Genomic DNA, 13,120 nt, shown 5'->3' on the forward strand with positions numbered 1-13,120 from the left:
CCGCGGTCAGGGACTGCGATAGACGCTGCTTCGGTGCGCCACCCGCAAGGCTAGAACCACGAGGTCGGCGTCCTTGATCGTGTACACGACGCGGTACTCGCCGACCCGGATGCGCCACAGATTTGAATACCCGACGAGGGGACGGGTGCCGCTCGGTCGCGGGTCGGTGCCCAACTCTTCGATGGCCTTGAAGACGCGGCGAGCGACTGGCTTGTCGAGCTTGGCCAACTCCTTGAGCGCCCTTGGATCATATTCGACGGCGTACGGTCCAGCAGTGCTCACAGCCCGAGTGTCCGTGCCACCTCATCCGACGGGACGGCCGTGGTGCGACCGGCGTCGAGATCGGCCAGTCGTTCCGCCGCGATCCGCAACGCCCCGACCGGCCCGAACCCGGTGAAGGTGAATCCGAGGTTACCCGGGTGCCCGTAGGAGGAACCGGCTGCGGGACGATTTTCACCGGTCTCATCGTCGCCTGGCAGTGACCGCGGTCGTTGCGTAACCCAGGTTCCAGACACCGACGTCGGTCATTGTGACGCCGCCGGTCCCGATGAGCGCATGTGCTGGCAGGTCCCGCACCGCATGACGGACTCGCACGGCCCAATGTCCCAGGCCGGAACGTTCCCGGCTTCGTATTGTGCTGGCCACGAATGCCGCCGATTCCTCCCGTTGCGTGTGACGGCCGGAAGGAAGATGCCGCCACGTCCCTGCTACATCGGCAGCAGCTCGAAGATCTCCACCGCACACTTCCCGTCACTGTTGGACAGGAACGGGAGGCCGTCGGTGAGCGCCTTCGCCGCAGCGAGATCGTCGGCCTCGACGATCGTGTAGCCGGTCAGGTCGCCGGCTGTTCCCTCGGTGCCGTCATCGCGAACGGACGCGCTCGACCCGAACGGGCTGCCGCCGTCGACGAGCGCCGCGCCGGCCTTCTCCATCCAGGCGCCAAACGCGGCCATCCGCTCGGCGCCCTGCTCCGGGGTGAGGTCGGACATCGGAGTGGCCGGGCCACGGTAGAGGTAGATGAACTTCGCCATGTCGATCGCCCTTTCGAGAACCGGTGTGCCCATGCACGCCGTCACCTGATGTTACTAACTGCGATGCGCGGCACGGACTCCCGCCCGCCATGAATCTTCTCGATCGGCCTTGTCCGTCCGCGGCGACGACGCGCCTCACTCGCATCCATGCAACAAGTGTTGCGACAACCCTGCCGATGATGACGTCCCAGGAGCAGTTCGGAACGAGCCCGCAGTGCAGGCCGCTCGACGGGCACTAATCTTGGGTTGGGTCTTATCCGACAAAGTGGAGGGAATCGCGTCGCTGCCGGCGGCATGCGCTCCTGAGTGCTGGTAGACGGCATTGCGACCATCCGGCGCGCGGAGGGCCACCCGTTCCCCGGGATTCAGATTTAGGGCGAGCTTCTCTCGACGGAATGGCCCACCGGCTGCCTCCAAACTGGCCTTGGCCGTCTTCGCCTCGCTTCCTGTGAGTCGAAGCAAAGCGTATTCCCCCAATCTCGCGGGGCATCGTCGCGTGATTCAGTGAGGGAACGGCTTATGCGACGTCCCGCAAGGATCGGCGACCGAGGGACGGTGTGGCCGGGGTCGTCGTGTTGCTACCCTCGAGCGCATGACGATCCAACGCATGGAGAACGTGGGCATCGTGGTCGAGGACCTCGCGGCCGCGACGGCGTTCTTCGTCGAGCTCGGGCTCAAGGTGCTGGGTGAGGGGCCGGTCGAGGGCGATTGGGTGGACCGTGTGGTGGGGCTCGAGGCGTCCGCGTGGACGTCGCGATGGTGGAGACTTTGGACGGCCAGGAACGGCTCGAGCTGATGAAGTTCCACGCCCAACGGCCCGGGGCGGCGACCGGTACGCGCCGGCGAACACCCTGGGCATCCGCCGTGTCGCGTTTGCAGTCGATGACATCGACGCCGCCGTTGCCGGGCTGCAGGCCCGTGGTGCGGAGCTCGTTGGTGGGGTGGAGCGCTACGACGACAGCTATCGGCTCTGCTACGTCCGCGGCCCGGAGGGGATCATCGTCATGCTTACGGAGCAGCTCGGCTGAGGGCTCCGGCCGGCCGCCAACCGCCTCGCCAGCGTCAGCGGTCATCCGGCTGCGGGCACCCCTACGGCCGGCTGACGTCGTCGACCTTGCGCTCAAGCGCCACGCGTTCAGCGGCGTTCCCGCACAGCTCAATGGCCTGCAGCAGCGCGGACCGCGCCTCGTCACGACGGCCGAGCCGGGTGAGCAACTCGCCGCGGACCGCGGGGAGCAGGTGCGAGCCGGCCAGTTCGCCCCGTGACGCGATCGCGTCGACGAGTGCCAGTCCGCCCGCCGGACCGGAGGCCATCGCGACCGCGACCGCACGATTGAGTTCAATGATGGGCGACGGCGTCAGCCGTCCGAGGGCTTCGTAAAGGACGACGATCCGCGCCCAGTCGGTCTCGGCAACCGAGCGCGCCACCGCATGACACTCAGCGATGGACGCCTGCAGACCGTACGCGCCCAGTCCACGTCCGGCCCCCACCGCCCGTGCGAGTGCCGCACGTCCGCGCCGGATCGCCGACTGGTCCCACAGCCGTCGGTCCTGGTCCTCAAGAAGCACCGGGCGTCCGGACGCGTCGAGCCGTGCTGGAAACCGGGCGGCGGTGAGTTCCAACAGTGCGAGCAGCCCGAATGCCTCGGGCTCCGGCGTGAGCCGCACCAGCACGCGAGCCAGCCGGCGCGCCTCGTCGGCCAGATCCGTGCGAATCCATTCCTCTCCACCGGACGCGAACGAGCCCTCGGTGAAGATCAGGTAGACGACCTGAAGCACCGAGCCGAGCCGCCCGGCCAGCTCGTTCGGTTCGGGCACGGCGAACGGCACGTGCGCGGCGGCCAGCGTCTTCTTGGCACGTGTGATGCGTGCCTGGATCGTCGTCCCCGGCACGAGGAACGCCTTGGCGATCTCGGCGCTGGTCAGTCCGCCGACGACACGCAGCGTCAACGCGATCCTCGCCTCCTTCGACAGCACGGGATGGCACGAGATGAACATCAACGCGAGCACGTCGTCGTCGATCGCATCGGGGTCGAACAGGGCGTCCGCTCCGGGCTCCTCCGCGTCGAGATCGCGGGCGAGGACGGCATACCGTTCGTCGCGCGCGGCCCGCCGCCGGAAGGCGTCGATGGCCCGGCGGCGGCCGGTGGTGAGCAGCCATCCGGTCGGCTGGGCGGGCACCCCGTCGACGGACCAGGCAACGAGCGCCTCGGCGAGAGCCTCCTGCGCGAGATCCTCGGCGAGCGAGAAGTCGCCCGTGTAGCGGGCGAGGGCGCCGACGATGCGGGCGGACTCCATCCGCCACACCGCTTCGACGGCGCCCCGCGCCCCGGCACTGTTCACCGCGGCATCATAGCTGCCCGGTCTGCTCGCGCCAGGCGCGTTCCTTCTGGATCCACTGGTTGTCCTGCGGGAACTCATCGATCGTCGGAACGCGGCGGATCTCGGTCTTGCTGCCCGCCATGAACGGCGCCCGCTTGGCCCATTCGACGGCTTCCTGCTGCGAGGCGACGTCGAGGATGTAGTAGCCGCTGAACAGTTCCTTCGTCTCCCCGTACGGGCCGTCGGTGACCACCGGCGTCTCGCCGGTGAAGTCGACAACGACGCCCTCCTTGGGATCGTCCAGCCCCTCGGCCGCCAGCAACACTCCGGCGCGGATCAGCTCGTCGTTGAACTTGCCCATCGCGTTCATGATCTCCGTGAAGTCGACGTCTTGAAACTTCGCCAACGACTCGTCCGTTGCGCGCATGATCAGCATGTACTTGGCCATCGCATACTCCTTGGTTCTGGAAGGTCGCCCTTCGACCTTCTCATCCACAGGTCGAACGGCGCGAGGCCAGATCGACACAAGCCGAAGACTTTTTTCGTTGCGTTCCGGGCTGGACGGTTCGCCAACGGGACAAGCACCGTTGAAGAACGTCGGATCGCGATCGCTTGGTTTTCGCGGTCAGCCGATTCCCGTAGGACCCGCCCGCGAAAATGCCGGTGAAGGGAGGACAAACGCTACATTCAACCGCTGCTTGACCGCCTGGCATGAATTTCCGTACCGATCCTCCTCAGACCCCGGACCGGGCGGACGCGCCATTAAGTACGGATTAATCCGTCATAAAGCTAGACTGGAACCGGGTTCGCCCACGTGTCCCAGCCCCTGCCGTCCAATCGAAAGCGACCGCCCCACCGTGACATCCATCGTCCTGCTCACCGCCCTGCCGTTCGTGTGGTTCGGCATGATTGCCGCCATCTCGTTCATCGAGACGCCGCTGAAGTTCCGTGCCCCGGGTATGACCCACGCACTGGGCGTGGGCATCGGCCGGCTGGTGTTCAAGGCGCTCAACTGGGTGGAGGCGGTGTTGGCCGCCACCCTCATCGTCGCCTGGATTGCTGACGGACGGGACGTCTCGGGGCTTGCCGGAACCCTGCTGGTCGTGCCCATGGCGGCCCTGGCCGCACAGATGATCGTGCTCCGCCCGGCCATGGGCAAGCGCACCAGGGCCCTGTCCGAGACGGCGTTGCAGCCGGCCACGGCGGCGCCCGCGCAGGGCAACACCGGCACGCTGACGCACATCGCGTACATCGGCGCCGAGTTCGTGAAGGTCGTGGCGCTTCCCGTCGCCGGCATCCTGACGGTCATCGGCGTCGCCGGCTGACCGGGCTCGGCGTTGCCGGGACGGACCACCCCGGGCTGTATCCTTGGCAGGGGAGCCGGTCTCGCTCCCCACCTCGCAAGATGCCCGGCGTCCGAAGGACAAGCGTGTACACCAAAGGCCACCACCTCCGGTTGATTCCGGCCGCCCTCGCCGCGCTGGCACTCGCCGCCTGCACCGTCCTCCCGGTGGAAGGCGGCACGAGCCCGTCGGCAACGGCCGTCGCGAAACCGAAGGCCGTGGTGGGACAGCCCGTGTCTGTGGTCTCTGCGGGCGCGACGGCTCTGCGCACCGTGACGCTGCGCTCCACCGGCAAGGTCCCGGTGGACGCCCGCTGGACGTATGTCGACGGAGCGACAAAATATAATGCCGCCCTCGACGCGGGGCTGCTGCACATCCTGGACGGCGTTGCCGGCGGCCGGTATGAGCCATCCGTGCCGGGCACCGCCCGCGGTCCGCTGGAGGACGGGCTGAAGCTGGACCAGCAGGCCATCCTGGCCCGTGGCAACCTGTTCGGCACCCGTCTGGTGGAGTCCCGGATGGTGCGGGGGAACGCCACGGGCATCACCACATCGACGACCTTCACCGACCTGGCGAACGGGGCCGTCCACCACGGGCCCGACCTTGTCGCCGCCGGAAGCGTCGACGCCTTGCGGACGCTGCTCGGTGATGCGTTGGACGATGCGGGCGTCCCGGCCGCGCCGACGAGATCACCAAGGACCCCGGCCACGGCCGTCCCGTCCACCACAATCCCGTCCACCGCCGCCCCGTCCGAAACGGCGACCGGCTCGGCCACCCCAACGCACCGGAGCCCGGATCGGGCGGAACTGCTCGCGGGAGCGGCTTTTGGCGACGGCGGAGACTTGGTGGTGCCGTTGTCCGCCGACCCACGAACGGGCATCGCCCTGCCGGCCGCCACGTCGGTGCATGTGCCGGCCGTCCTTACCGGGTCCCTGCTCTCACCGGTAGGGCGCGCAGTGCAAGCCGCCTCGTCGTCGGCCGCCCCGTTCACGCCGCCCAAGCCTGGCGTTGGCACCACGGCCCGGCATGTCAATTGCGATCTGGTTCCCTGCGTTGCACTGACGTACGACGACGGGCCCAACCCGCAGACCACCCGCTTGCTGGGCATCCTGGCCCGCCACGACGTCTTGGCGACGTTCTTCGAACAGGGCATCAACGTCTTGAGCTATCCGGCGATTGCCAAGGCGGTCGCCGCGGCCGGGCACGTGATCGGCAACCACACCTTCAACCACCCCTACCTGACCAGCCTGTCCGCCGCCGGCATCAGCGGGCAGATACAGGGCGCGACGGCGGCCATCAAGTCCGCAACAGGGGTCACCCCCGGCTACCTGCGCCCGCCGTACGGCGCCAGCAACGGGACCGTCCTGGCCGTGGCGGGGATGCCGATCGTGAACTGGTCGGTGGACTCGCAGGACTGGCTCTCCCGGGACAAGCGCGTCTTCGTCCCGCGGGTGCTTGACCTGGTTCGCCCCGGTGCCGTGATCCTGCAGCATGACGTCCATGCGGCCACGGTGGACGGGCAAGACGAATTGATCACCGCCCTGCAAGACCGCGGCTACCAGCTGGTGACCATTCCGCAGCTGTTCGCCGGGATTCCGATGGACCCGGGCGCGTCGTTCTTCTGCCGTGGCAGCCACTACCCGTGCACCCCCGGGCGCTAGACCTCGGCCGGCCGGCTTTCATGGATGCGGGCCAGGATGGCGGCCTTCAAGTTCTCCGGTGCGGCCTCCTTGCAGGAGCGCTTCACGACCGAGCGGATGACGCATTCCAGGTCATACTCGTGGGAGCAGTCGGGGCAGCCGTCCAGGTGCGCCTTGATGTCGGCCAGGTCGGCGCGTGACAGCGCCCCGTCCAGGTACTCGTAGATGCGGGCAATCCGCGAGTCGTCGCAATCGCCCAGGCTCTGGCAGTCGCCCATGGTCACTTCTTACCTTCCGTACGCCCCGACGCGCCCTGCGAGTCAGCCTTCGCGAATCCACGCTCGGCCGCATAGTCGGCCAGCATGTCGCGCAGCATTTTCCGTCCGCGGTGCAACCGCGACATGACAGTGCCGATGGGCGTGTTCATGATGTCTGATATTTCCTTGTATGCGAAGCCCTCCACGTCGGCGAAGTACACGGCCAACCGGAATTCCTCCGGGATGGCCTGCAGCGCGCTCTTCACGTCGGAATCGGGCAGGTGGTCCAATGCCACCGCCTCGGCCGAACGCAACCCGCTGGAGGTGTGCGACTCCGCCCGGGCCAGCTGCCAGTCCTCGATCACATCCGAGCTGGACTGCAGCGGCTCGCGCTGCCGTTTCCGGTAGAGGTTGATGTACGTGTTCGTCAGGATCCGGTACAGCCAGGCCTTCAAGTTCGTGCCGGGCTTGTACTGGTGGAACGCCGAAAAGGCCTTGGTGTAGGCCTCCTGGACCAGGTCCTCGGCATCCGAGGGGTTCCGGGCCATGCGCATGGCGGCCGAATACAGCTGGTCCACGTATTGCATGGCGTCCCGCTCAAAACGGGCCCGGCGCTCCTCCGTGGTCTCCGTCGCAACGTCCACCGGCAACTCCGCAGACTCAGGCGCCACGGATCCCAAAGCAGTAGATCCCAATGCAGTAGATCCCAATGCATCGGCAGGCTCTGAAGTATTCATTACGACCGAGTCTAGTGTCATCGTCGCCATGGCATCCTTCCGCCAACCAAAGTTCCTCGCGTACTTCTGCACAACGGCCGTGCGCCGCCCGTTATTCCGCATTCCGCGGCGGGAGGTGCGAGACTTGAACCAAGTCACGGCCGCGCGCCCTGGCAGTTTCCGCGCCGGCTCTACACCTACGGAGGCCACCGACATGATTCTGATCCGCGCCCTTGCCCGCCCGATGCTCGCCTCGTCGTTCATTCTCTCCGGCGTGACCCAGCTGCGCCATGCCGAGGACACGGCCCGCCAGCTGGCCCCGGTCCTCGGCCGTGTATCGGCCGCGCTGCCCGTGCAGGCATCCGAGCAGACGCTTGCCCGCGCCCTCGGCGGCGCCCAGATCGGGGCCGGTGCGCTGCTGGCGGCCGGCAAGTTCTCCCGGCTCGCCGCCGTCGTGCTCTCGGCGACGGCGGCACTGAACGCGTACGTGGAATACCGGTCGGCCGGCACCGACACGCGCGAGGCCAAGGCGCATAGGCGCAGCCAGCTGGCCAAGAACATCGGGCTGGCCGGCGGCGCCCTGCTCGCGGCCGTCGACACGGCCGGCCGGCCGGGGCTGGCCTGGCGGGCCGGACACCTGGTCGATGCCGGCATGAAAGCCGGAAAGCAGGCCGGAAAGCAGGGCGGCAAGAAGGCCGGGAAGGCCGGCAGGGTTGTCCGTGAATTCGCCCACGACGTGACGGGAAACTAGCCGCCGATGACCGCCGCCCCCTGGCCCGCCCCGTTCGCCACGACGCCGCTGGACGCCACCGTCGCCATCCCGGCGTCGAAGTCGCTGACCAACAGGTACCTGGTCCTGGCCGCGTTGGCCGACGGCCCGTCCCGGCTGCGCGGGCCGCTGCATTCGCGCGACTCGGCGCTCATGGTCGAGGCGTTACGCGCCCTGGGCGCGGTGATCGAGGAGCACGACGCCGGCTCCCCCTTTGGTCCCGATTTGGTCGTCACGCCCATCCCGGCAGGCCACGTCCTGCCGTCCGGCGCCGGTCCCGACGGCACCCTCGTCAACTGCGGGCTCGCCGGCACGGTCATGCGCTTCGTCCCGCCGCTGGCGGCCCTCGCGGCCGGACCCGTCACGTTCGACGGCGACCCGGCCGCCCGCGTGCGGCCGATGGGCCCGGTCATCGACGCGCTGGCGGGCCTGGGCGTGCGCGTGGACGGCGGCGACGGCGGATTGCTGCCCTTCACCATGCATGCGCAAGGCCGCGTGCGGGGCGGGCGCCTGACGGTGGACGCCGGCGGGTCCTCGCAGTTCGTGTCCGCCCTGCTGCTCGCCGGGGCGCGTTTCGACGACGGCCTGCACCTGGTGCACGAGGGCGGGCCGGTGCCCAGCCTCGACCACATCGCCATGACGGTCGAGGTGCTGCGCTCCCTCGGTGTCACGGTCGACGACGCCACCCCGAACGAGTGGATCGTCTCCCCCGGGCCGATCGCCGCGTTCGACCGGGCCATGGAACAGGACCTGTCCAACGCCGGGCCGTTCCTGGCCGCCGCGCTGGCCGGCCACGGCACCGTGCGCATCCCGAATTGGCCGGCCGGCACCACCCAGGTGGGCGACAGGTGGCGGACCATCCTGCCCGCGTTCGGCGCCACGGTCACCCTTGAGGACGGCGTCCTGGCCGTCACCGGCGGGGACGCCATCCACGGCGTGGACCTGGCCGACACGAGCGAGCTGGCCCCGACGGTCGCGGCCCTGTGCGCGCTGGCCGATTCACCCTCGCGGCTGCGCGGCATCGCGCACCTGCGCGGCCACGAGACGGACCGGCTGGCCGCGCTCGTCGCCGAGATCAACGCGTTGGGCGGCCGGGCCGAGGAGACCGCGGACGGGCTCATCATCACCCCCGCTCCACTGCACGGCGGGCTGTTCCACAGCTACGAGGACCACCGGATGGCCACGGCGGGCGCCGTGATCGGGCTGGCCGTGCCGGGCGTGCAGGTCGAGGACATCGCCACAACGGCCAAGACCATGCCACAGTTCCCGCAGTTGTGGGCGGACATGGTGGCGCAGACCGCCGCCCGCCAGACCGCCGGGTGACCATGGCCCGGGACTACAGCAAGTGGGACGAGTCGGATGTGCGCGTCCGGCCGAACAAGCGCGGCAGCAGGCCGCGCACGAAGGACCGTCCGGCGCATGGGGACGCGGTCGTGGGCCGCATCATCACGGTGGACCGCGGCCGCTACACGGCGATCGTCGACGAGGACCTGGCCACCGAGCGCACACTGATCGCGGCACGGGCCCGCGAACTGCGCCGCACCCCCGTCGTCGCCGGCGACTTCGTCGCCCTGGTCGGCGATACGAGCGGCGAACCGGACACGCTGGCCCGGCTCGTGCGCGTCGAGGAGCGGCGCACCGTGCTGCGGCGCAGCGCCGATGACACCGACCCGGTGGAGCGGGTTGTCGTCGCCAACGCCGACCAGCTCGTCATCGTCGTTGCCGCCGCCAACCCGGAACCGCGCACCGGCTTCATCGACCGGGCGCTGGTCGCCGCGTACGACGCCGGCATCGCCCCGGTCCTGCTCGTCACCAAGGCGGACATCAAGGACCCGGCCGGGCTGCTGGCCAACTACGAGCATCTGGAGATGACGGTCGTGGTGAGCCGCACGGCCGACGCCGACGCGTCCGGGGTCGACGCACGCAGTGACGACGGCGCGTCCGCGCACCTGGCCGGGGGCGCCGTCGCCCTTCTCAAGGCGCACCTGGACGGCAAGGTCTCCGTGCTCGTCGGCCACTCGGGTGTCGGCAAATCCACGATGGTCAACGCGCTCACCGGCGCGCAGCGGGCCACCGGCGGCGTCAACGCCGTGACCGGCCGGGGACGGCACACGTCGTCGTCGGCGCTGGCGCTGCGGCTGCACGACGCCGAACGCGGATCGTGGATCATCGACACCCCCGGCATCAGGTCGTTCGGGCTGGCGCATGTGGATCCGGACCGCATCCTGAACGCGTTCCCGGACCTGCAACCGGGGACGGACGCATGCGAGCGCGGCTGCAAGCACGACGCGGACGCCGTGAACTGCGGGTTGGACCCGTTCGTGGCAGGCGGCGGGGCGGGCGAGGCCGGGCCGGCCCGGCTGGCGTCGCTGCGGCGGCTGCTCGGCACGGGCACCCGCACCGAGGGCCGGGCCGAGGCGAAGGAACTCGGCGCGGTCGACTAGGGCCCAGCCTGCCCGGCGGCGGGCCGATCAACCGATAGCGTGGATCCCATGACTGCCGCGCAAAACTACAACGACGACCTCCGCCTGGCCCACGTGCTGGCCGACACCGTCGACTCACTGACCATGTCCCGGTTCAAGGCCCTGGACCTCAAGGTCGAGACGAAGCCGGACCTGACGCCGGTCACGGATGCCGACAAGGCGGCCGAGGAGTCGATCCGCAGCCAGCTTTCGCGCGTGCGCCCCCGCGACGCCGTGCTGGGCGAGGAGTTCGGCAGCAGCGGCCACGGCACGCGCCGGTGGATCATCGACCCCATCGACGGGACGAAGAACTTCGTGCGCGGCGTGCCCGTGTGGGCCACGCTGATCGCACTGGTCGACGAGGGCCGGCCCGTCATGGGCGTCGTCAGCGCCCCGGCGCTGGGCAAGCGGTGGTGGGCGGCGAAGGGCACGGGCGCGTACACGGGCAAGTCGCTGGCCTCGGCGACCCGGTTGCATGTGTCCAACGTGGCCCGCCTGGCCGACGCCTCGCTGTCCTACTCGTCGCTGGGCGGCTGGGCCGAGCGCGGCAACCGTGACGAGTTCATCGGCCTGACCGACGCCGTGTGGCGCACCCGCGCCTACGGCGACTTCTGGTCGTACTGCCTGGTCGCCGAGGGCAGCGTCGACATCGCCTGCGAACCCGAACTGAACCTGTACGACATGGCCGCGCTGGTGCCGATCGTCGAGGAGGCCGGCGGGCGCTTCACGTCGCTCGACGGGGTCGACGGCCCGTTCGGCGGCAACGCGCTGGCCACCAACTCGATCCTGCACGCCGACGTGCTGCGCCATCTCAACCCGGGCTGGGACGACCTGCTCGGCTGACAATCAACCCAGGTGAGCCAAGGCACGACGGCGACCATCGCCGTCGTGCCTTTCCTTTCGGGGTGTCGACGGACTCGACCACCGCGGCTGGCGCCCCTGTCACGGCGTGTAACAAATGGGCGGGCGCGCCGACGTGCGTTAGCGTGGTGGGCATAGGTCACGAGTGCCAGCGCAAAACCCCGGTTTGCTGGCCGGCAACCCTCCTTTCGCGGCGGGGTGCCCCGGGTGACGACCTGGCCAGGCCGGAGCGGTCTTGGCAAGCGCGGAGGCCCGGTGCGCCCGGTCCCCCTTCCTGCACGGGAGTGTTGTCATGAGTTCCGCAATCCTCGAAAAGCCGTCCGTTGATGCCATCGGCGCGGTGGCGCCGCTGCTGCCGGTCGTCGGCGGCGAGTTGGCCGCCCCGCTGGTCCAGGGTGGCAGCGTCCGGTACGCGAACCTCGACTACGGGGCGTCGGCGCCGGCGCTGGCCGAGGTGGGCGACCATCTGGCCGAGATCCTGCCGTACTACGCCAGCGTGCATCGCGGCGCCGGGTTCGCCTCGCAGGTGAGCACGTCCGTGTACGAGAACGCCCGCGGCATCGTGGCCGGGTTCGTCGGCGCCCGCCCCGATGACGCCGTCATCTTCACGCGCAACACGACCGATTCGCTGAACCTGCTGGCCGGTTGCGTCGAGTCCCTGCTGGCGGCCAACGGGCACGTGGGCGGCGTGTCGAACGACCACGGCGAGGTGCTGTACCTGGACATCGAGCACCACGCGAACCTGCTGCCGTGGCAGCGGCTGCCGCACCGGTCCGTCGTGGCGGCCGGCTCCATCGCGGCGACGCTCTCCCGCGTGGAGACGCAGCTGCGCGCGGGCAACGTGGTGCTCGTGGCCGTCACCGGTGCGTCCAACGTGACCGGCGAGGTGCTGCCCGTGGCCGAGCTGGCCGCGCTGGCGCACAGGCACGGTGCGCGGATCGTCGTGGACGCCGCGCAGCTGGCCCCGCACCGGCGCATCGACATCGCCGCCGCCGGCATCGACTACCTGGCCTTCTCCGGGCACAAGGTGTACGCCCCGTTCGGCAGCGGCGTGCTCGTGGGCCGCGCCGACTGGCTCGACGCCGGCACACCGCACCTCGCCGGCGGCGGCGCCGTGACCGAGGCGCGGCTGGACTCCGTCCGCTGGACCACCGGCCCGGCCCGGCACGAGGCCGGCTCCCCCAACGTGCTCGGCGCCGCCACCCTGGCCCGCGCCGTGCAGGTCGTGGCCGGACTGGACCAAGCCGCCTGGCACGGGCACGAGGCCGCCCTGCGCGCCCACCTGGCCGGCGGGCTGCGCGCCCTGGACGGGGTGCGCGTGCACGAACTGTTCAGCGACTCCGCCGACTACCCGGGCGCCGGCACCATCGGCGTGGTGAGCTTCTCCGTCGCCGGGTACGACGCCGGCTTCGTGGCCGCCTACCTGTCTGCCGAGCACGGCGTGGGCGTGCGGGACGGCAAGTTCTGCGCCCACCCGCTGCTACGCCGGCTCGGCCTGCCGTCCGGGTCGCTGCGCGCCAGCTTCGGCGTGGGGTCCCGGCTGGAGGACGCCCAGCGGCTGATCGACGGTCTCGCCGCCCTGCTGGCCGACGGTCCCCGGTGGGACTACGTGGTCGACGCCGGCCGCTGGGTCCCCGTCAACGACGCCCGCCAGTTCCCCGCCTGGGCCCCGAACACGCCCGGCACCGCCGGCGCCTCGCCCTGCACGACCCCCTGACG

General features: G+C 69.9%; 15 protein-coding genes and 1 riboswitch. Of the genes, 9 read left to right on the forward strand and 6 right to left on the reverse strand.

The window, feature by feature from the left end; all coding sequences use genetic code 11:
• Positions 1–6: 6 nt before the first annotated feature.
• Positions 7–282 carry a type II toxin-antitoxin system RelE family toxin gene (locus EJC77_RS00260; RefSeq protein WP_125609568.1) on the reverse strand — a complete coding sequence of 92 codons (276 nt, stop codon included), beginning with the start codon at positions 280–282 and terminating at the stop codon, positions 7–9.
• 425 nt (positions 283–707) lie between these two features.
• On the reverse strand, positions 708–1,064 hold the full coding sequence (locus EJC77_RS00265) for a YciI family protein (protein WP_125609569.1): 357 nt from the start codon (positions 1,062–1,064) through the stop codon (positions 708–710).
• 559 nt (positions 1,065–1,623) lie between these two features.
• Between EJC77_RS00265 and EJC77_RS21410 the strand changes: the two genes are divergently transcribed.
• Both EJC77_RS21410 and EJC77_RS00270 read left to right on the forward strand, forming a co-directional pair.
• On the forward strand, positions 1,624–1,827 hold the full coding sequence (locus EJC77_RS21410) for a VOC family protein (RefSeq protein ID WP_338069444.1): 204 nt from the start codon (positions 1,624–1,626) through the stop codon (positions 1,825–1,827).
• A complete protein-coding gene (locus EJC77_RS00270) occupies positions 1,751–2,059 on the forward strand; it encodes a VOC family protein (protein ID WP_338069445.1) in 309 nt (102 codons plus the stop codon). Before EJC77_RS21410 ends, EJC77_RS00270 begins: the two co-directional genes overlap by 77 nt.
• Before the next feature lie 61 nt (positions 2,060–2,120).
• Here the strand turns inward: EJC77_RS00270 and EJC77_RS00275 are convergent, their stop codons facing one another.
• Complete coding sequence (locus tag EJC77_RS00275; protein WP_125609570.1) at positions 2,121–3,374, reverse strand: RNA polymerase sigma factor; 1,254 nt, start codon at positions 3,372–3,374, stop codon at positions 2,121–2,123.
• Between the two features lie 7 nt (positions 3,375–3,381).
• Entirely contained in the window at positions 3,382–3,801 is a 420-nt protein-coding gene (locus tag EJC77_RS00280; RefSeq protein ID WP_125609571.1) for a YciI family protein, read from the reverse strand.
• Between the two features lie 409 nt (positions 3,802–4,210).
• Here EJC77_RS00280 and EJC77_RS00285 point away from each other — a divergent pair, with 409 nt between their 5' ends.
• Together EJC77_RS00285 and EJC77_RS00290 are read left to right on the forward strand one after the other, a co-directional pair.
• Positions 4,211–4,678, forward strand: coding sequence for a hypothetical protein (locus EJC77_RS00285; protein ID WP_205786733.1), 468 nt, complete (start codon positions 4,211–4,213; stop codon positions 4,676–4,678).
• Between the two features lie 104 nt (positions 4,679–4,782).
• Positions 4,783–6,357: a polysaccharide deacetylase family protein gene (locus tag EJC77_RS00290; protein WP_240629592.1), complete on the forward strand. Its 1,575-nt coding sequence runs from the start codon at positions 4,783–4,785 to the stop codon at positions 6,355–6,357.
• Here EJC77_RS00290 and rsrA read toward each other — a convergent pair.
• A complete protein-coding gene (rsrA, locus tag EJC77_RS00295; RefSeq protein ID WP_125609572.1) occupies positions 6,354–6,614 on the reverse strand; it encodes a mycothiol system anti-sigma-R factor in 261 nt (86 codons plus the stop codon). The two genes, EJC77_RS00290 and rsrA, sit on opposite strands and share 4 nt — an antisense overlap.
• Positions 6,615–6,616: 2 nt before the next feature.
• Positions 6,617–7,360: a sigma-70 family RNA polymerase sigma factor gene (locus tag EJC77_RS00300; protein WP_240629594.1), complete on the reverse strand. Its 744-nt coding sequence runs from the start codon at positions 7,358–7,360 to the stop codon at positions 6,617–6,619.
• Between the two features lie 163 nt (positions 7,361–7,523).
• On the opposite strand from EJC77_RS00300, the gene EJC77_RS00305 reads away from it, so the two are divergent.
• The 5 genes from EJC77_RS00305 (at position 7,524) to EJC77_RS00325 (ending at position 13,118) form a co-directional block, all read left to right on the forward strand.
• Positions 7,524–8,060 (forward strand): DoxX family protein, encoded by a 537-nt coding sequence (locus tag EJC77_RS00305; RefSeq protein WP_125609574.1) that lies wholly within the window; start codon positions 7,524–7,526, stop codon positions 8,058–8,060.
• Between the two features lie 6 nt (positions 8,061–8,066).
• A complete protein-coding gene (gene aroA / locus EJC77_RS00310; protein ID WP_125609575.1) occupies positions 8,067–9,401 on the forward strand; it encodes a 3-phosphoshikimate 1-carboxyvinyltransferase in 1,335 nt (444 codons plus the stop codon).
• A gap of 2 nt (positions 9,402–9,403) precedes the next feature.
• Positions 9,404–10,522 (forward strand): ribosome small subunit-dependent GTPase A, encoded by a 1,119-nt coding sequence (gene rsgA, locus EJC77_RS00315; protein ID WP_125609646.1) that lies wholly within the window; start codon positions 9,404–9,406, stop codon positions 10,520–10,522.
• 48 nt (positions 10,523–10,570) lie between these two features.
• The gene (gene hisN / locus EJC77_RS00320; RefSeq protein WP_125609576.1) at positions 10,571–11,383 is read left to right on the forward strand and encodes a histidinol-phosphatase; all 813 of its coding nucleotides are present in this window, start codon (positions 10,571–10,573) and stop codon (positions 11,381–11,383) included.
• A 155-nt stretch (positions 11,384–11,538) separates the two neighbouring features.
• Positions 11,539–11,652, forward strand: a riboswitch (SAM riboswitch).
• 41 nt (positions 11,653–11,693) lie between these two features.
• Positions 11,694–13,118 (forward strand): aminotransferase class V-fold PLP-dependent enzyme, encoded by a 1,425-nt coding sequence (locus tag EJC77_RS00325; RefSeq protein WP_125609577.1) that lies wholly within the window; start codon positions 11,694–11,696, stop codon positions 13,116–13,118.
• Positions 13,119–13,120: the final 2 nt, after the last annotated feature.

It is taken from the genome of Specibacter cremeus, assembly GCF_003946885.1.
Classification (GTDB): Bacteria; Actinomycetota; Actinomycetes; order Actinomycetales; family Micrococcaceae; genus Specibacter; species Specibacter cremeus.

What these genes read in the sequence shown, in the direction of transcription:
- EJC77_RS00265 (WP_125609569.1), bottom strand. Translation starts at nt 1,064, where the DNA reads ATGGGCACACCGGTTCTCGAAAGGGCGATCGACATGGCGAAGTTCATC.
- rsrA (WP_125609572.1), bottom strand. Translation starts at nt 6,614, where the DNA reads ATGGGCGACTGCCAGAGCCTGGGCGATTGCGACGACTCGCGGATTGCC.
- EJC77_RS00305 (WP_125609574.1), top strand. Translation starts at nt 7,524, where the DNA reads ATGATTCTGATCCGCGCCCTTGCCCGCCCGATGCTCGCCTCGTCGTTC.
- hisN (WP_125609576.1), top strand. Translation starts at nt 10,571, where the DNA reads ATGACTGCCGCGCAAAACTACAACGACGACCTCCGCCTGGCCCACGTG.
- rsgA (WP_125609646.1), top strand. Translation starts at nt 9,404, where the DNA reads ATGGCCCGGGACTACAGCAAGTGGGACGAGTCGGATGTGCGCGTCCGG.
- EJC77_RS00300 (WP_240629594.1), bottom strand. Translation starts at nt 7,360, where the DNA reads ATGGCGACGATGACACTAGACTCGGTCGTAATGAATACTTCAGAGCCT.
- EJC77_RS00325 (WP_125609577.1), top strand. Translation starts at nt 11,694, where the DNA reads ATGAGTTCCGCAATCCTCGAAAAGCCGTCCGTTGATGCCATCGGCGCG.
- EJC77_RS21410 (WP_338069444.1), top strand. Translation starts at nt 1,624, where the DNA reads ATGACGATCCAACGCATGGAGAACGTGGGCATCGTGGTCGAGGACCTC.
- EJC77_RS00280 (WP_125609571.1), bottom strand. Translation starts at nt 3,801, where the DNA reads ATGGCCAAGTACATGCTGATCATGCGCGCAACGGACGAGTCGTTGGCG.
- aroA (WP_125609575.1), top strand. Translation starts at nt 8,067, where the DNA reads ATGACCGCCGCCCCCTGGCCCGCCCCGTTCGCCACGACGCCGCTGGAC.